The sequence below is a fragment of the Streptosporangium sp. NPDC048886 genome (assembly GCF_055586905.1).
This window is the reverse complement of sequence record NZ_JBVJHH010000068.1, coordinates 1-16,984: the sequence shown is the minus strand read 5'-3', so window position 1 is coordinate 16,984 and position 16,984 is coordinate 1. Positions and strand designations below refer to the sequence as shown.

The 16,984-nt window shown below is 69.1% G+C and carries 15 protein-coding genes and 3 pseudogenes; 10 read left to right on the top strand and 8 right to left on the bottom strand.

Annotated features, from left to right (window positions below; genetic code table 11):
* Positions 1-81: 81 nt before the first annotated feature.
* Together ACZ6R6_RS46005 and ACZ6R6_RS46000 are read right to left on the bottom strand one after the other, a co-directional pair.
* Complete coding sequence (locus tag ACZ6R6_RS46005; protein ID WP_470103502.1) at positions 82-2,454, bottom strand: phospholipase D-like domain-containing protein; 2,373 nt, start codon at positions 2,452-2,454, stop codon at positions 82-84.
* Positions 2,451-4,091: a beta-N-acetylhexosaminidase gene (locus ACZ6R6_RS46000; RefSeq protein ID WP_470103501.1), complete on the bottom strand. Its 1,641-nt coding sequence runs from the start codon at positions 4,089-4,091 to the stop codon at positions 2,451-2,453. Before ACZ6R6_RS46000 ends, ACZ6R6_RS46005 begins: the two co-directional genes overlap by 4 nt.
* 143 nt (positions 4,092-4,234) lie before the next feature.
* Here ACZ6R6_RS46000 and ACZ6R6_RS45995 point away from each other — a divergent pair, with 143 nt between their 5' ends.
* From ACZ6R6_RS45995 to ACZ6R6_RS45985, 3 genes are all read left to right on the top strand, one after another.
* Positions 4,235-5,407, top strand: coding sequence for an ROK family protein (locus tag ACZ6R6_RS45995; RefSeq protein ID WP_306872058.1), 1,173 nt, complete (start codon positions 4,235-4,237; stop codon positions 5,405-5,407).
* A 172-nt stretch (positions 5,408-5,579) separates the two neighbouring features.
* Complete coding sequence (locus tag ACZ6R6_RS45990; protein WP_363980687.1) at positions 5,580-5,750, top strand: sigma factor; 171 nt, start codon at positions 5,580-5,582, stop codon at positions 5,748-5,750.
* 221 nt (positions 5,751-5,971) lie between these two features.
* A complete protein-coding gene (locus tag ACZ6R6_RS45985; RefSeq protein WP_470103500.1) occupies positions 5,972-6,796 on the top strand; it encodes a GNAT family N-acetyltransferase in 825 nt (274 codons plus the stop codon).
* 168 nt (positions 6,797-6,964) lie between these two features.
* On the opposite strand, the gene ACZ6R6_RS45980 is transcribed toward ACZ6R6_RS45985, so the two are convergent.
* The 3 genes and pseudogenes from ACZ6R6_RS45980 to ACZ6R6_RS45970 all read right to left on the bottom strand — a co-directional run.
* A complete protein-coding gene (locus tag ACZ6R6_RS45980) occupies positions 6,965-7,186 on the bottom strand; it encodes a helix-turn-helix domain-containing protein (protein WP_046086987.1) in 222 nt (73 codons plus the stop codon).
* Positions 7,186-7,677 carry a DUF2975 domain-containing protein gene (locus tag ACZ6R6_RS45975; RefSeq protein WP_470103498.1) on the bottom strand — a complete coding sequence of 164 codons (492 nt, stop codon included), beginning with the start codon at positions 7,675-7,677 and terminating at the stop codon, positions 7,186-7,188. Before ACZ6R6_RS45975 ends, ACZ6R6_RS45980 begins: the two co-directional genes overlap by 1 nt.
* 363 nt (positions 7,678-8,040) lie before the next feature.
* A pseudogene (locus ACZ6R6_RS45970) lies at positions 8,041-8,241 on the bottom strand (transposase); the annotation flags it as partial.
* Between the two features lie 452 nt (positions 8,242-8,693).
* Between ACZ6R6_RS45970 and ACZ6R6_RS45965 the strand changes: the two are divergent.
* On the top strand, positions 8,694-8,882 hold the full coding sequence (locus ACZ6R6_RS45965; RefSeq protein ID WP_470103497.1) for a hypothetical protein: 189 nt from the start codon (positions 8,694-8,696) through the stop codon (positions 8,880-8,882).
* A gap of 580 nt (positions 8,883-9,462) precedes the next feature.
* Here the strand turns inward: ACZ6R6_RS45965 and ACZ6R6_RS45960 are convergent.
* Positions 9,463-9,681: a hypothetical protein gene (locus tag ACZ6R6_RS45960; RefSeq protein ID WP_470103495.1), complete on the bottom strand. Its 219-nt coding sequence runs from the start codon at positions 9,679-9,681 to the stop codon at positions 9,463-9,465.
* On the bottom strand, positions 9,662-10,294 hold the full coding sequence (locus ACZ6R6_RS45955) for a hypothetical protein (protein WP_470103493.1): 633 nt from the start codon (positions 10,292-10,294) through the stop codon (positions 9,662-9,664). Before ACZ6R6_RS45955 ends, ACZ6R6_RS45960 begins: the two co-directional genes overlap by 20 nt.
* Before the next feature lie 143 nt (positions 10,295-10,437).
* Between ACZ6R6_RS45955 and ACZ6R6_RS45950 the strand changes: the two genes are divergently transcribed.
* The 6 genes and pseudogenes from ACZ6R6_RS45950 to ACZ6R6_RS45925 all read left to right on the top strand — a co-directional run bounded on the left by ACZ6R6_RS45950 (position 10,438) and on the right by ACZ6R6_RS45925 (position 16,382).
* Complete coding sequence (locus tag ACZ6R6_RS45950; RefSeq protein WP_470103526.1) at positions 10,438-12,204, top strand: IS481 family transposase; 1,767 nt, start codon at positions 10,438-10,440, stop codon at positions 12,202-12,204.
* Positions 12,205-12,348: 144 nt separating this feature from the next.
* Positions 12,349-12,954: pseudogene (locus ACZ6R6_RS45945) on the top strand (helix-turn-helix domain-containing protein); the annotation flags it as partial.
* Between the two features lie 309 nt (positions 12,955-13,263).
* The gene (locus ACZ6R6_RS45940; protein WP_470103491.1) at positions 13,264-13,464 is read left to right on the top strand and encodes a hypothetical protein; all 201 of its coding nucleotides are present in this window, start codon (positions 13,264-13,266) and stop codon (positions 13,462-13,464) included.
* Positions 13,465-14,670 carry a transposase gene (locus tag ACZ6R6_RS45935; RefSeq protein ID WP_470103489.1) on the top strand — a complete coding sequence of 402 codons (1,206 nt, stop codon included), beginning with the start codon at positions 13,465-13,467 and terminating at the stop codon, positions 14,668-14,670.
* A gap of 16 nt (positions 14,671-14,686) precedes the next feature.
* A pseudogene (locus ACZ6R6_RS45930) lies at positions 14,687-14,971 on the top strand (integrase core domain-containing protein); the annotation flags it as partial.
* 925 nt (positions 14,972-15,896) lie between these two features.
* Complete coding sequence (locus ACZ6R6_RS45925; protein ID WP_470103488.1) at positions 15,897-16,382, top strand: YxiG-like protein; 486 nt, start codon at positions 15,897-15,899, stop codon at positions 16,380-16,382.
* A 114-nt stretch (positions 16,383-16,496) separates the two neighbouring features.
* Here the strand turns inward: ACZ6R6_RS45925 and ACZ6R6_RS45920 are convergent, their stop codons facing one another.
* On the bottom strand, positions 16,497-16,919 hold the full coding sequence (locus ACZ6R6_RS45920) for a DUF6225 family protein (RefSeq protein WP_470103486.1): 423 nt from the start codon (positions 16,917-16,919) through the stop codon (positions 16,497-16,499).
* Positions 16,920-16,984: the final 65 nt, after the last annotated feature.

The window sequence follows — 16,984 nt, the reverse complement described above, 5'->3', positions numbered from 1 at the left end:
GGGGGTTCCTTCTCTGGAAGCGTCGGAGGTGGTGGTCAGGGTCTCGATCGCGAGGGATCGGCGCGGAGGGCGGCGCTCCGCTCAGAATTCGGTGTTGGTGAAGCCGGTCCGCGCCACGACATCGCTGTATCCGTTGACGTCGAAGTCCTCGGCGTAGAAGAGGTGGAAGCCGGTGGCGTCGGCGGCGACGGCGGTGGCCGACTGGCTGCCGGCCGTGTTCGGGTTCATGCGCTCGCAGGGGAACCGGCCGGCCGTCGTCCCGTCGGCGTTGAAGCCGCGGGCGTACACCTCGAAGGAACGGCCGGCGTTCCAGATGTCGGACTCGGTCCAGCCGACGACGAACCGTCCGCTGTCGTCGACGGCGACGGACGGCGATCCCTGGACCGCGCACCTGTCCACCGACGACACCCTCCCGCACAGCGGCGGGTACTCCTTGCCGCCGTCGGAGACCGTGTTCGGTGCGTACTTCCCGAACGCGACGGGGTTCTCCGCGAACCTCGATCCCAGGGAGGGCGTCAGACCCCGCGTCCGCACCCGCCAGACGGTCTTCACGTCGCCTCCGGTGACCGCCACGTTGTCGCTCCAGGCGACGACGCTGTCGCCGCCCGCCGTCGTCGCCACCGCGGGGGCCAGGTGCTCGGTGGCCGCGCTGGTGTTGATCTTCGTGGCGGCGGCGACGGTCGCGCCGGTCGCCGAGACGCGCTTGCCGTACACGTCGGGCGCCTGCTGCCAGACCACGGTCGCGGTGCCGGCGCCGTCGACGGCCACGTCCGGCCGGTCCCCCGCGCCCACCTGGACCGGCGCGAAGGCACGCGAGGTCAGCGAGGCGTAGCCGGCCGCGCGGACGGTCTTGGTCGGCGCGTCCTCCCAGACCACCGTGAACCCGCCGTCGCCCCGGACCGCGATCCTCGGCCGGGTCTGGTCGCCGCTCCACTGCGGGTCGTTCGCCCAGATCGTCGAGCTCAGCGTGCCCGACGGCGAGAGCCTGCGCACCGCGATGTTGTGCTCGCCCCGGCAGTCGCCGTCCTCGGCCCAGGCGACGTAGGCGTTGCCCGTGTCGTCGACGCCGGCCGACGGCTGCACGTGGTTCCAGCCGGTCGCGCACCCGGCCCCGCCCATCGAGACCTTCACGGGGCCGGTCACCTGCTGCCCGTCGTGGTAGATGCGCGCGTAGACCTCGGTGCCGTCCACCGAGGCACGATCACGGTCGTCCTCCCAGGCCACGGCCGTGTAGCCGGCGCGCATGGCGGCCGCCCTCGGCGCCCGCTGGTCGTCGGGGCCATTGGCGGCCATCTGGAGCGCGGCGTCCGGATAGGCGGAGGGGACGAACTTGATCATCTCGTCCAGCATCGCGGCGAAGTCCGCGTCGTACGCCGCGTAGATCCCCGCGTCGTCGATACGGATGAAGGAGTCGTCCGAGGCGGTCAGGGAGCCGGCGTTGAGGTTGTGGGATCCGGTGTAGACGTAGCGCCGCGTCGCGCCGCCCGCCGCCGCCGACGGCCCGTCCACCAGGATGATCTTCGAGTGGAGGTTGTCGGGCGCGCAGGTGTCCCCGGCCGGGTAGTGGCAGCCGCCGGGCCTGAAGGTGTGCACCACGATGCCGCCCTTGGCGAGCTCCTGGGCGGTCGAGACCGTCTGGTTGCCTTCGGCGACGAGCACCTGGACGCCGCACCCCTGCTGCTTCTTCGCCTTGAGCGCGTCGATGACGAGCGGCCTGTCCGTGGCGAACTGCGCCTGCGCCACGCGGATCGTGCCGGGGCAGCCCACGTCCTTGATCATGGCCGCGACCAGGTCGGCGCTGTCGTAGGTAGCCTGGTCGTAGACGGTGTCGCGGGGCTCCATCCAGACCGTGACCTTGCCACTGGCGGAGGTGAAGGGCGCCTGCCACGTCGTCCGCACCCGGGAGACCAGCGTGTCGAACACCTGCCGGTAGCCCTCGGCCAGGCCGGCGTCGCCCGAGCTGATCAGCATGTTCTGGTGGAGGCCGTTGTCGGCGCTGAGGTTCTGCGAGCTCTGCGCGACCACGTCGGTCCTGCCGTCCGTGAGGCGGCTGAACACGAAGAACTTGTGGTGGTTGATGTCGGTGTCCGGGCCGTTGCAGCCCATGGTGCAGAGCGTGACCGGCACGCCGGCGGCGGCCAGCTCGTCGAGCAGCGGGTCGTGACCGGACCCCTCGGACACCACCCGTACGTCGACGCCGCGATCGTGCGCCGCCACGAGCTCGTCCTTGACGGTCCTGATCTCCAGCACGTACGTCGCCACGCGCAGGGTGGAACCCGGCGCGGCCAGGTCGATCAGGCCCAGCAACCGCGTCAGCAGGGAGCCGTCGAGCGTGCCGTCGACACTCGGCCTGCTGAAGTACGCCGACAGCTCGGGAGTCGCCGCACGGGCCGGGGTGATCACGCCGAGCAGGCAGGATAAGCCGATGAGGATGACGGACAGGCGTCTGGTCATGCGTTCCTCTCTCCACTGAGGTTTCGTCGGATGCCGCGGGTCCAGGCCGCCACCTCGGCCTCGGTCTCCGCCCGCTCGCGCGGCCAGCCCTTGACGTCCGGCCGCGTCTGCCACGGCTCGGGGCCGGTCTCCTTGCGGTACTCCACGCCCAGCGCGGCGAGCCGGCGCTCGTGGTGGTGCAGCCGCGCCCGGAAGTCGTCGAAGTCGCCGCCTGCGGGGCTCCACACGACCTCGGCGAAGGCCGACAGGCGGGGGAAGGCCATGTAGTCGAGCGCGCGAGGCGAGTCGATGTGCTCGGTCCAGAGGTTCGCCTGTGCGCCGAGCACGCGGACGGCCTCGGCCTCCGTGAGCTCCGGCGGCACTGGTTCGAAGGCGTGGACGTCGCGCAGCGAGATCACGCTGCCGATCGGGACCGGCTCGTCGGGCCGGTCCGACTGCCGGAAGTCGAGGTAGAGCTGCGTGAAGGGGCACGTGATCACGTCGTGCCCGGCCCTGGCCGCCACGACCGCGCCGTACGTGCCGCGCCAGGACGCCACGGTCGCACCCGACGGCAGGCCGCCCTCGATGATCTCGTCCCAGCCCAGCAGACGTCGCCCGCGCGCGGTCAGATGGTCGGAGAACTGGCGGATGAACCAGCTCTGCAGCTCGTCCTCGTCGCGCAGGCCGAGCTCGCGGATGCGCCGCTGGGCCGACGGGCTCTCCCGCCACTGCGTCTTGGGGCACTCGTCGCCGCCCACGCAGACGTACTCGCCGGGGAAGATCTCCATGACCTGGTCGAGCACGTCCCGGTAGAAGGCGAGCGTGGCGTCCTCGACGTTGAGCACGTTCGGGGAGACGCCCCACTGGGTGGCGACCTGCAGCGGGTCGTCGAGGTTGCCCAGCTCCGGATAGGCGGCGATGGCGGCCTGGGAGTGCCCGGGCAGCTCGATCTCGGGCACCACGGTGACGAACCGGTCCGCCGCGTACGACACGATCTCGCGCAGGTCGTCCTGGGTGTAGAAGCCGCCGTGCGGGCGGCCGTCGAACAGGCCGTGCCGGCGGGACCCCAGCGGGCTCTCCCTCCGCCAGGCGCCGACCTCGGTCAGCTTCGGGTACCCCCTCACCTCGAACCGCCAGCCCTGATCGTCGGTCAGGTGCAGGTGCAGCACGTTGAGCTTGTGCGCGGCCAGCAGGTCGATGTACCGCAGCAGGTCGGGCTTGGGCAGGAAGTGCCTGGCCACGTCGATGAGGCAGCCGCGCCACCGGAATCTCGGCCGGTCCTCGACGGTAACCGGGGCGACGAGCCAGTCCCGCTCGCCGACCGCGCCGCTGCGGAAGGCCGCGGGCGGCAGCAGCTGGCGCAGGGTCTGCGCGCCGTAGAACGCCCCCGCCGCGTCCCCCGCTTCGACGCGTACCCCGCCGGGGCGCACGGTCAGGCGGTACGCTTCATGGCCGAGCCCAGCTGCCAGGGTGAACTCGATCGCCCCGGGCCGCGCCTCTCCGGGCGGCAGCGGCAGGCCGGTCACGGGGGACAGCACGCCACGCAGCCAGCCTTCCACCCGCGCGAGCTCGGGGGGTGCGGCGATCACTGTGGCCGTGGTGAGGGTGAAGGGCTCCGTGCCGTCTCGGGTGAGGTGAACGGGTCGTGGCAGCAGCAAGTCAGGTCCCTGAGGGGTCGGAGGTCGGGGTTCGGCGATTGTGTCGCCGTACGGGCTGGGCGGGCTTGCGTTGCGGTGAAGTACCGCCCCGATGAGGATTTATGATGAAGTCCACCATTAAGATTCGTCAAGAAGGGTTATCCGTGACGCACTCCGTGACTGGCGGCGACCTTCAGCGGCTCCGGCGGCTCAACGCGCTCTCCGCGCTCGCCGTCCTGCGCGCCGACGGCCCGATGACGCTGACCAAGCTCGCCGAGCGCGCCGACCTGGCCAGAGCCACCATCAAGGTGGTGGTCAGTGACCTGATGAAGCTGGGCTGGGTGGCCCAGCTGGACCCGAGCGGCGGCGAGAAGGGCAGGCCCGCGCGCCGCTACCGGTTCCGCGGGGAAGCGGGCCGAGTGCTGGGGCTCGACATAGGAGCGCACAAGGTGCTCGCGGTCGTGGCCGACCTCGACGGCAACGTCCTGCACACCACGCGCGAGCCGGTCACCCCCGAGCAGCCGCGCGCCGAGCGGCTGGCCGCCGTCGACAGGGCCGTCGACGCCTGCCTGACCGGCTCCGGCACCTCCGCCTCCGACGTCTGGATCGCGGTCGCGGGTAGCACGGGCTACGTCGACCTGCAAGGACGCGTCGTCCTGTCACGGGCCATCCAGGACTGGTCGAGCGTGCCGCTCGCCGATCACCTCGGCGCACGGCTCCGCTGCGCGGTCCTCGTGGAGAACGACAGCAGGCTCGCCGCGCTCGCCGAGTGCCGCAGGGGCATCGCCCGCGACACCCGGAACCTGATCTTCCTGCACATCGGCCGGCGGGCCGGGGCCGCCGTCGTACTCGACGGAGTCCCCCTGCGCGGCGGTGGGGGCGCGGCGGGCGAGATCGGCGTGCACCCGCTGTTCAACCTGGGTCACGTGGGCGAGCTGCTGCAGGCCGTCCCCACCGTGGAACCCGGCACGCCGCCCGACGCGGTCGCGGGGGCGGTGTTCGAGGCCGCCAGGCGCGGCGACGCCGGCGCGCGCGGCGCCGTCCTGCGGTACGTCAAGGTGCTCGCGCTGGCCACCTCCGCGATGGCCCTCACCGTCGATCCCGACCTGGTGGTGCTCGGCGGGGGCTTCTCCCGGTCGGCCGACGTGCTCCTGGAGCCGCTGAGGGACGAACTGGAGACGATGTGCCTGCGCACTCCGGAGCTGCGGGCCTCGGTGCTCGGCGACGAGTGCGTGGCGGTCGGCGCCGTCTGTTACGGCGTCGAGCGCCTGTCCAAGACGCTCTTCAACCCCGAGACCGGCCCGTTGCCCGCGGATACCCCCATCATTAATGGTTGAGTTCACCAAATATCGGGAGCGTGCGTGAGGACGGCTGGTTGTGACTTCAGGTGCCGGGCGGCCACGTAGGCGCGGCTGAGTTTGGCGTGCCGCGCACGGGCTTGACGCCGAGGGCGCCGGTCATGGCATCCAGGCGACCGGGCTCGCAAGGCGGGCTGAGAGGGAGAGGGTGGTGGGCGTGACAGGTGATGCGGTTGAGGAGTTCGAGCGACACCGTTCGAAGCTGTTCGGGCTGGCCTATCGGATGCTGGGTTCGGCTGAGGAGACCGAGGGCGTCGTCCAGGACGCCTTCCTGCGTTGGCATCGGGCGAGCGCCTTGTCCGGTGCCAAATCTCGCTCATAGCGCTGGCCTGCGGTTTCGCGCCTCGTCAAGCTGCTCTGCGATACTCGTGGATCAGACCGCAGACAGCGCTTCGCCGCTGTATCGGCCCAGGACTCCCGAAGCTGCGGCGAGCCGCAAAGTGGCTCTGCATAAGTGAGCGGCCGCCCATGGGACTCCGATCCGCTCGAGGCCTGGGGAAAACCGATCGCCCAGCCATGAGACAGAGGCATACGGTCCAAGCCATGCATCTCGTTGTCGTGAAGGGTCCCGACAAGTGGACCGTTTGGAACGGGGAAGCGCTCTGGGGCGAGGCATCGATGCTCATCCGGCCCGACGGCCGGCACTTCGTCTTCTTCCGTTCCTGTCGCGCCGAAGCGTACGGGCCGCTGGTACACGCTGCGGCAGAGCACCATCCACACGATCTCTGCACCGAGCTCAGCGAGTCCGATGTCGACTCCCGCCGCCACCTCGCGGAAGCAGGATTTACGATCGCTCGCACCGAGCACATCTACACCCTGTCCACCGACCCGCACGTCACCGGCCTGTCCAGCACGGCTGCTCCCGCCGGATTCACAATCGTCACCGCTGACCAGGTGCCCGAGAAAGGGCTCCGGGAACTGGACGACGAGCTGCGCCAGGACGTCCCGGGCTGCGCGGGATGGAAATGGGACCGGCAGGAATTCCGCCGGCAGACCTATGATTCACCGGATTTCGATCCAGCCACCTACCTCGTGGCCGTCGATCAATCGACCGGCCGATACGCCGGACTCGCCCGGGTCTGGGGCAGCCTGAGCATGCCGCGGCTGGGCCTGATCGCGGTCGGCCGCCCCTACCGCCGCCTCGGTCTCGCCAGAGCCCTGCTGGCGCGCGTGTTCGGCCTCCTTCACCAGCGGGGGAAAACGTCTGTGATCGCTGAGGTCGATGCCACCAACCTCGGATCCACCACTTTGCTGAGCAAGATCGGAGCACGCCGGGTCGGCGGCTCCATTGAACTCATCCGTCCGAACGCTCTCGGACCCGTGCCGACAGAAAACCATGGTCTTCGAAGGCAGAGGGCCGAAGGATGACCGTCGAGACCCTCAAGTCACCCGCGGGGTTACTTGGGGTGCTGATAAGAACCGAGTCACGCGCCCCAAACGCGCGGCATCGTCGCAGGTGACTGCACGTGACCGGGATCCCGACCGAGATCCACAGGCCGGTGGTGCCAGGCGTTTTCACGCCCGCTCTGGGGCACGTCATCCGCCCGCGGCGTCCTCGGCCTCCCAACGTAGCAGGTCGCCCGGCTGGCACTTGAGTACCTCGCAGAGCGCGGCGAGCGTCGCGAAGCGCACCGCCTTAGCGCGGCCATTCTTGAGTACCGCCAGGTTGGCGGGCGTGATCCCTACGCGGTCCGCGAGGTCGCCCACGGACATCTTCCGTCTGGCCAGCATCACGTCGATGTCGACGACGATCGGCATCAGATCACCTCGTCCAACTCGGCCTGCATCTGTGCCGCTTCGATGTCGCGCGCGACGGCCTGGGCGAGCAGCATCCGCAGCACGAGCACGATGAGCGCGACCCCCAGGATGGCCAGGCCGACCCCGCCCATGATGACGGTGACGCCCGGGTCGGCCCGCTGGTCCGGCGCGTTGAGGGCCGTGACTGCGAACCACAGGAGGGCAGCCGCCACGATCGCGCCGATCACTGCGTCCACGTACCGGAAGGCGGCGTGGGAGAACACGGTTCCGCGTCGCACCATCGTCACCAGCCGCCATACGCTGACCAGGGCGACCTGGACCGACACCATGCCCAGGATCGTGATCACGCGCAGCGGGGTCAGCGGGAGCGACCCGTCCTCCGGGTCGCTCCCGCTGGCCAACACCCACACCATCAATGCCTGTACGAACACGGTGCCGGCGAGCACCACCACGAGCACGGCGCGAAGCGCACGCACTGCCAGCTTTCCCATGACCTATCCTTCTATCGAGTTACGATGAAAATCTATCGAATCTCGATAGGTGAAACAAGGGCTGAGCCAGACCGCCTAGCCCTCCGGGGCCCCGGTAGCAATGGGGAATTTCCAACGGGTATCCAGCTCAGAGCCCCAATTGAGAGCATTGAGAGCCTGGAAGACGGGCCGCCGACCTGGATATCCGTTGTTTCCTGCACCGTTGCTACCGATGTTCCTCAGACCCCTGATCCGCGACGATGCCGCGCGTTTGGGGCGCGTGACTCGGTTCTTACCAGCACCCCGTGTTCTCCGAGTCACCCAACGGCCCGACCGGAGCATCTCCCGTCGAAGAAGCCCCGCGCGACCCACCCTGCACCAATAAGTGTTCTCGTTCGAACCCCGCTGCCAGGGACTGCCTGGCTCACAGAAGACCGGCATGTCCGTGGCGGTGCTGAAATCCTCGTGTAGATGCATTTCCAAGCCCTGGTCCCAGGTGAGAGAGCGTCGGAGCTGGGCGGGGAGAACTGAGATGGTCTGTATGAGCGCGTCACGAACCTGGGAGGGCCGCCGATCGTGACCGAGATCCCCGTCCTGCGTGCCGGGGCGGGCACCGGCACCGAGGCGCCGATGACGTCCTGACGTGCCACATAACCAGAGTCCCCGCCTTGATCGACGTCGCCGCGGTGGCCGCAGTGGCCGCGGTGCTCGTCTGCGGCGCGCATCCGGGCGCCGGATCAGGGCCGGCGCGAAGTGGGGCCTTCGATGATCGACGACGTGCGGCGCGCCACGTCGCGCCCGCACGGCATCCAGGATGGGGGAGGAGGATCGGCCGGACGGCCCCTGCACCCTGAACCACCCACCCGAGACGACCGCCCGAAAAGAAGGCTTCATGCCGCCTCACCGCCCGCCGCGCATCACCCGTACCCACGCCGCCGCGCTGCTGCCCACAGCGGCCCGGGCGGCCTTGGCTCAAGCGCTCCTACGGTGCTGATGGTCGATGGCGCGGGCCGTCGCTGTTGTGGCGCCCCGATGAGGTGCTGGACGGTCGCGCCGGGCGCATCATGCTCACCCGCGCCGACCTGATCGACGCCGATACCGGCGTGGTGGCCGGCGCATCACGCAGATGCCCGCAGACGCGGCACCGGCCGGTAGTCCTGGCCATCAAGCCGCTGAACCGCCGCCGCAGGAACGCGACGGCTGACGACCCGCGGCCGCCGCGGTGAAAGGGCTGAGTCGTCGATGATTTGCAGGAGATCGGCCCACCACATGCGGGGGCCACTCTGCCACCAGGCGCTCAAAAACAGCGACGCCCCATCGTGCGTCACCAGCGGCGGCGCAGTCAGCGTGCGGGAACAGGCGCCACGGAAAACGATGAAGCGGGACCTGGCTGTCGTCGCCATGCACCCAGGCGATGTCGGCCACCGGCGGCCCGTCAGACGGGGTTCGCTTGCCACGCCACAGCACCACCGCGCTGCGATAGATCACCAGCGGCGGCAATGGGGGCCGTCGTAGCTTCGGCCGTGAATCCAACGGAGTAGGGCCTGACCTGCGCTTGCAGGAAGACGATTCGGTCTGGACCGCCTGGCCTGCTGTGAAGACACCGCAGGCCAGAGGCAGCTTCGTTGGATTTCCCGCGATTGCTACCGGGACCCCTGAGTGGTCGCCTACGGTCCGCGGACCCAGCGGATCCGAGGGCCCCGATCATCGATCGGGGCCCTCTTGACGCACGGCAGCGCTCGTTACAGCGCCGTCTCCTCGATCTCGTCGAGGAGAGCGCGCAGCTCGGTGACGACGCGCTTCACTTCATCGGGGTTCTCGGTCGCGGCGCTCCGGACAATGTCGCGCCTGGCGACGCGCTGAAGAAATGGTGCGCAGCCGGCCGGCCTCCGCAGCGAAGGTCTCGGTGGCGGTGACCTCCACCCGTTCCGGCAGATCCTGACCGTTGACAGACCTGGCCAGGTAGGCGCGGATCTGCTCGACAGCCTCAGCCAGGTCGAACCGATCAGCTGACAGAGTGCTCACCGCACCCTTGAGGACAGCGGCGGTGCCCCGCACCCCCGTCCGCCTCGACGACGGTCTGGTAGATAGTCGTCGCGGCCTCTTCTCCGTGCCGGTTCGCCAGGGGGATCAGTTCGCGGACATGGCTTTCGCTGATGATCTTGTCCCCAATTGGGAACAAGATCTCTGCCAGAGGCCATGCCTGGATCAGCCGGTAAGCCTGCGAGGTCTTTATCTGCCAGCGGTATTCGACGTACTCCTCGAACATGCCGTGCGTGCCCCGATACAGCCGGGCATCACGGATGACCTGCAATACCTTGCCTGCGGCCCAAAACGCGATGCGCAAACTGTCGAGTGCGGCCTCGCAGGCCGCCAGGTCGTCGCGCTCGACGTCGATGTCGAGCTGGCACCGGGCCGCTACCGGGTACGGCTCACCGACGACGCCGACGGCCCGGAGACGGTGTTGACCGTGCCGGTTCCGACCACGGACGACGTCTTGTTCAGGATGTTCGACGACTTTCGCTGACGCGCCGTGGGCGGTGCGGGCCGGGACCGGCCGGAGAGCCGCAGCCCGGCCCGTGAACGCCAGCGGCCCGCCGTGGCGGGCCGCCTTGAAAACCGTAGAGAAAGTTCTCATCCGCCCACGTTGGCCAACGTTGTCCTACTTCGGTTGATGCTTGACAGTGCGGCTTCGGTTGATGCTTTACACCCCTTCGGCTGACCTGCCTTCCTGGTGATTGTTGACGATCACGCGGGGAGGCCGGGTTGGCGCTGGTGGAGTTGAGCGTCATGGAGCAGCGGTATCGCGCTGTGCTGGAAGTAGAGGCGGGCTGTCCGGTGACCGAGGTCGCGCAGCGATACGGGGTCTCGCGTCAGTCGGTGCACGCGTGGGTGCGCCGGTATCGGGCCGGCGGGCTGGCGGGGCTGGCGGATCGTTCGCATCGGCCGCGGGAGTGTCCGCATCAGACGGCGACCTCGGTGGAGGCGTTGGTGTGTGAGCTGCGCCGGTCTCATCCGCGGTGGGGTCCGCAGCGGTTGGCCCATGAGCTGGGGCGACGTGATATCGATCCGGTGCCGTCGCTGACCACGCTGTATCGGATCTTGGTGCGTAACACGCTGATCGTGCCGGGGCAGCGGCGACGCCCCAGGTCGTCGTATGTGCGCTGGGAACGCGAGGCGCCGATGGAGTTGTGGCAGCTGGACGTGATGGGCGGGGTGATGTTGGCCGACGGCCGGGAGTGCAAGCTGATCAGCGGCATCGATGACCATTCCCGGTTCATTGTGATCGCGCAGCTGGTGGTGCGGGCCTCGGGGCGGGCGGTGTGTGCGGCGTTCGCCGGCGCGATGCGCACCTTCGGGGTGCCGGAGGAGGTGCTGACCGATAACGGTAAGCAGTTCACCGGGCGGTTCACCAAGCCGCGGGCCACGGAGGTGCTGTTCGAGCGGATCTGCCGGGACAACGGCATCACCGCCCGTAATACGCAGGTGCGTTCACCGACCACGACAGGCAAGGTCGAGCGGTGGCACAAGACGGTGCGCCAGGAGTTCCTCGCCGCCTGTGAGCCGTTCGTCAGCGTGCAGGCGGCTCAGGACGCGCTGAATGCGTGGGTGGCCGACTACAACACCATCCGGCCGCATCAGGCGCTGGACATGGCGACCCCGGCCAGCCGGTTTTCCCTCCGTCCGGCAGTGGTCGATGCCGGCATCGAGGAGTTGCCGTTGCGGCTTCCGGCGGAGCTGACCGCGCTGCCGGGCCGAGCTGCGTCGACGCTGGAGGTGTCCGGCGTGATCGTCGCCGAGGCGGTGCCGGTGGCGGTGGAGGTCGACCGTGTGGTGCCGCCGAGCGGCAACCTGACGGCGTGCGGGCGTCAGGTCTGGCTGGGCAAAGCGCGGGCCGGGCAGATGGTCACGGTGTGGGCCGGCGCCACGACCATGCACATCTTCATCGGCGAGGAACTGGTCAAGACGCATCCGGTGACGTTGACCAGTGCCGATCTGGGCCGCCTGCTGGCCGGTGGCGGCAGGCCGGGCCGCCCGTCGCCGGCGACCGCCCTGCCGGCGGGACCGTTGGCGGCCGATGCGGTGGTGGAGGTCGACCGGATGGTCAACAACGCCGGCTGTGTGGGCCTGGCGGGCAAGCTGCTCAGCGTCGGGGTCCCGCTCGCCGGTCAGCGGGTCACACTGCGGATCGACGCGCAGACGGTCCGGGTGATCGCCGAGGGGGTGCTGGTGCGTACCAGGCCGAGCCCGTTGACGCCCTCGCAGCGGGGCCGGTTGCACGGCGCCCGCCTGGCCCAGGGCGCCAACGCCGCCGTCGGCCGGTTCCCTCGGGTGGAGCGGGTGGTGGCTGGTAACGGCAACCTCATGGTCGCCGGGTGCAAGGTCCAGGTCGGTCAGGTGCACCGCGGCAAAGTCGTCACCGTCGTGTTGGAGGAGACCCGGTTCCGGGTGTTGTTCGAGGGCGAGGAGCTGTCGGTGCATCCACGCACGATCATCAAGGAGGTCAACCGGCTGCGGGCGAGCGGCCATATCGACTACAGGATCTAGGCCTGGTGGAAAGCATCAGCCGAGACTGATCCGTCAATCATCAACTGAAGGTTTACAGGCCGTCGCCGGGCGTGTCAGGTCTCATGATCTGCGTGACAGATCGTGCTCAGGACGTGTGTGACACTTCGCCGAGTGCTGGCGGAGTTGAGCGTGGTCGAGCAGCGGTATCAAGCTGTGCTGCAGGTGTCATCCGGAGCGAGCGTCACCGAGGTCGCCCGTAGGTTCGGAGTCTCCCGTCAGACGGTGCATCGATGGTTGAGCCGCTATCGGGATCAGGGCCTGGACGGTTTGTCGGACCGCTCATCGCGCCCGCATACCTCCCCGGCTCGAACTCCAGCTGCGGTGGAGGCGTTGATGTGTGAGCTGCGGCGTAACCATCCCCGCTGGGGTGCCCGCCGGCTGGTGTGGGAGTTGACCCGCCGCCCCTGTCCCGGCCCGGTGCCGTCCCGGGCGACGGTGCACCGGGTGCTGGTGCGTCATGGTCTGGTGCAGCTCACTCCTCGGGGGCGGCGGCGCGAGGATTACAAGCGCTGGCAGCGATCTGAGCCGATGCAGCTGTGGCAGATGGACATCGTCGGCGGGATCATGCTGGCCGACGGCACCGAATGCAAGATCGTCACCTGGGTCGACGACCACTCCCGCTACTGCGTGGCCGCCACCGTGGTGATGCGCCCCACCGGCCGGGCCGTGTGCCTGGCCCTGACCGACGCATTGCGCCGCCACGGCATCCCCAATGAGCTGCTGACCGACATTCAAACTTGGTGGTGTCCCCAAGATGCTCACCTTGTTCGGCCGGCGAGGTGAGGATCGGGGGTGACCGGCGCCCGCTCGTCACCATTGCTGACCGATTGGAGCCTGGTGCTTCTTGCCTGTTGATAGTGGGGCGAGTGGGGCCAACGCCGGGAGATCGCGTGTCCTGTTAGGAACCCGGCGACCGCCCGGCCGAGCTGCGTCTGGCCAGGCGGATCCCTGTTGGTGAATGTCTGGTACTGCGTCCTCCTTCGGTGTCGGCGTCGCTGGTCTGTCGAAGTGTCCGGTGAGGAGAACGGAGCCAGAATCTTGCGACTGCGGCTCGGAATCGACATCGCGTGCCGGGCGGCTCATCAAGCCAGCCTGGCCGACGAACGCGGGGAGTTCGCCTGGTCAGGCCGCCGGTTTCGCACCACGGCCGAGGATCTGGAACGGCTGTGGGCGATGCTGCCGGCCGGGACCGACCCGTCGACGGTGACGGTGATCATGGAGCCCACCCGTAATGCCTGAGTGCCGTTGGCGGCGTGGTTTCGACGCCGTGGCGCAGCGGTGGTGATGGTGCCACCCGAACGGTCCGCGGACCTGCGCGCCTATTACAGTAAACACGCCAAGTCCGACCGGCTGGACTCCCGAATCTTGGCGCGCCTGCCGCTGCTGCACCCCGAAGGGCTGCACACCGAACAGGGGCTGGGACCGGGGGATTCGCTGCGCCGTGCGGTCAAGCTGCGTTCTACCTTGGTGCGGCGCCGCACCGCCACACTCGCCCGCCTGGACGCGCTGCTGGAGATCCTCGGGCCGGGATGGCACGCCGCCCTGGGCAGCGACCTGGCCAACAAGACCCCGCTGAAGTTCCTGGCCGCCGGCTACGCCTGCCCGCACACGGTCCGGCGACTGGGCAGGGCCCGGCTGGCCCGCTTCTTACACCGCCACTCCCGCGGCGCCTGGAGCGAGGCCAAGGCCGAAGAACTCCTGGCCACCGCCGCCGCGACGCTCCAGCTCTGGGACGACGATCTGGACTATCCCGACCTGGCCGACGACATCGCCATCGAGGCCCGGCTCGCCCTGGCCCTCACTCAGGAGATCAAAGAACTCGACGAACGCATCGCCGTGCTGTTCGCCCACGCCGATCCCGGCGGCATCCTGCTATCGGTGCCCGGTATCGGCCCGATCCTGGGTGCCCAGGTCCTCGGCCGGCTCGGCGACCCCAACCGCTTCGCCTCACTGGCCGGAGTCAGAGCCTTCAGCGGCCTGGTCCCGCGCCTGGACTCTTCCAGCCTCAGGGGCCAGCACACCGGCCTCACCAAGGCCGGTGACGCCTGCCTGCGCGAAGCATTGTTCATGGCCGCCGAACACGCCCGCCGCGCCGACCCCAGCCTGGCCGCCAAGTACCACCGTCTGATGGTCACCGAGGGCAAGCACCACAACTCCGCGTTCTGCCACGTCGCCACGACATTGCTCACCCGGATCGCCGCCTGCTGGCGGTGCGGCGAGCACTACACCCTCCGCGACGCCAACGGCCGTCCGGTCGACGCAGCCCAAGCCCGCGTCATCATCGCCGAGCGATACGCCATCCCCACTGAACTCCGCGCGGCACGGCGCACCACCCACACCCGCCACCGGCCGCCAACACCAGAAACGGGCCGGCGAAGAAAGGAGTCGCAACATGCTCCGTCGACCGGCCCGTCCGTCCTTCAGGCTACGACCCCACCGCCTTGACATCCATTAGGAACTCAACGGCAAGCAGTTCACCGCCCGGTTCGGCCGCGGCGGAGAGGTTTTGTTCGACCGGATCTGCCGCGAGAACGGCATCACCCACCGGCTGACCCGCCCGCACTCGCCCACCACCACCGGCAAGGTCGAACGCTTCCACCAGAGTCTGCGCCGCGAACTGCTCGACGACCACGAGCCGTTCGACAGCGTCGAGCACGCCCAGCAGGTCCTGGACGCCTTCGTCGCCGACTACAACACCCACCGCCCCCACCAGGCGCTGGACATGCACCGTCCCGCCGACCGGTTCCGGCCCCGATGCGACGAGCGGCTGCCGCTGCGCCTGCCAGCGGACCTGCGCACCGCCGGAGCACTCCCCGCCCCGGAGGCCGAGCCTGAGACCGCCGCTGAGCCGGCGGTGGCACCGGTGCCGGTCGAGACAGCAACGCCGATGATGCCGGTGAACGAGATCGATCCAGTGGACTTGGCCGTCGAGTTCACCCGCGTCGTGCCCGCCTCGGGCAACCTGACCGTCTGCGGGCAGCAGTTCTGGCTCGGCACCCACCGCGCCGGTCTGACGCTCACACTGCGAGCCGATACCGGCACCGTCGAGCTGCTGATCGCCGGGGTGAGGATCAAGAAGGTGCCGTCCCGGCTCACCTCGCAGCATCTGCGGCAGCTGATCGCCGAGGGCGGCACCCGCCTCCAACCCACCACCAAACCGGCCCGCCCCGGCGCCGGTGCGGCGGTCGAGGTCGAGCGGACCGTCAACGCCTCCGGCCTGGTCTCCCTCGGCGGCCGGCAGTATCCGGTCGGCTCCCCGTTCGCCGGACGCCGCCTGACCGTCCGTCTCGACGGCGCCGTGCTGCACCTGAGTGACGGGACCACGCTGCTGTGCACTCTGCCCAACCCGCTTACCGGCGACGCCACGGCTCGCTTGCGCGATGCGCGCCCCGCCGGACCTGCGCCCCAACCGGCCGCTGAACCCGTCCGGGTGCAGCGGCGGGTAAGCAGCCGCGGTCAGATCGCCATCGCCGGACAGCGCATCGGCGTCGGTATCGGCCACGCCGCAGCGACGGTGACCGTCGAAGCAGCCGATGGCACCTTCCGCATCACCTATGCCGGCCAGGTCATTGCCGAGGTCGCCCGCACCACCATCAAACCGATCGCCCGGTTCAAAGTCCGTAAGCCCCAGCACTGACCAAAAGATCACACCAGCAGGTAGAACTGCGTGCATGGATCCGGTGAAACTGCAGCAGGCTCTGGACGACGTCTTCGACCAAGCCCTACTCCGCCACCGCTTCACGAACTACATGCGCGACTACCAGCTCGTGATCCACGCGACCGCCGACCCGCGAAGCGGAATCGCGCCGGCGACGCTGCGCTACCTGTTCCGCCACTGCGTGCAGGCCACCTGCACCACAACCGTGTCGGCCGACACCTGGCGCGAGTCCCTCGACGACCGGCTCATCACCTACGAAACCGGCGTCGACCTCGACGGATACGTCTGGGGCGTCAACTGGCAGGAGCTCTACCCCGGGGCCACGCTCATCACCGACTCGCCGACCGCCCGCAACTGGGCCGCAGCCCTCGGCATCGACTTCCACGAAGTCCGGATCCAGGCCAATGCCCATGACCTGACCCTGATCTTCTCCGACCTGCAGATCGAAAAACTCCCGCCTGAATGGCAGGGACCAGACCACAAATTTCCGATTCAATAGGCATCGGAGAGCAACAGATCATCTAGCCGGAGTGTCACCCACCTCCCGAGCCGGATCTGTCGCACGGGTCCTGAGCCCTGACAGGCCGTCGCCGGGCGGTCTGGGGGCGGGCCTCTATGTCTGGCTGGTTCGCCGTGGTCGGATGTGCAGGTTCCCGGCGGTGTGCCAGTGGCACTCCATGGCGAAGATCGGGTCGGGCTCCAGGCCGTAGCCGTCGCCCCAGCCGATCGTGCCGTGCCCGGCATAGGTGATGATCTGGTCGTCGACCACGCCGTCCTCGTCGGTGGCCACGTGCACCAGAACGGGAGCATCGTCGTCCAGGTCGGCCAGCGCCGCGCGGAGCTGCCCGGCGGTCCAGGCCCGCCGCCCCTTCTCGTCGGAGACCGTCTCCCACGGCACCACGGTGGTCACTGTGATCTCCGCGCTCGGCTCGGGCTGTGAGCGGTCGCGGTAGTCGATGCCCTGGCGGGTGAGATCGGCGTAGATCGTGTCCCGGGAGACACCGGTGGCCTGGGCGATCGCGCGGATGTTGCGCATCCCGGCCTACCAGACGGTGGCGACGAGCCGAGGGCGGATGGAGCTCTGTTGCCGGGCCCACGTGC

Coding starts and splice junctions, on each gene's coding strand:
- ACZ6R6_RS46005 (WP_470103502.1), bottom strand. CDS start 2,454: ATGACCAGACGCCTGTCCGTCATCCTCATCGGCTTATCCTGCCTGCTC.
- ACZ6R6_RS45985 (WP_470103500.1), top strand. CDS start 5,972: ATGCATCTCGTTGTCGTGAAGGGTCCCGACAAGTGGACCGTTTGGAAC.
- ACZ6R6_RS45980 (WP_046086987.1), bottom strand. CDS start 7,186: ATGCCGATCGTCGTCGACATCGACGTGATGCTGGCCAGACGGAAGATG.
- ACZ6R6_RS45975 (WP_470103498.1), bottom strand. CDS start 7,677: ATGGGAAAGCTGGCAGTGCGTGCGCTTCGCGCCGTGCTCGTGGTGGTG.
- ACZ6R6_RS45955 (WP_470103493.1), bottom strand. CDS start 10,294: ATGAGAACTTTCTCTACGGTTTTCAAGGCGGCCCGCCACGGCGGGCCG.
- ACZ6R6_RS45925 (WP_470103488.1), top strand. CDS start 15,897: ATGGATCCGGTGAAACTGCAGCAGGCTCTGGACGACGTCTTCGACCAA.
- ACZ6R6_RS45920 (WP_470103486.1), bottom strand. CDS start 16,919: ATGCGCAACATCCGCGCGATCGCCCAGGCCACCGGTGTCTCCCGGGAC.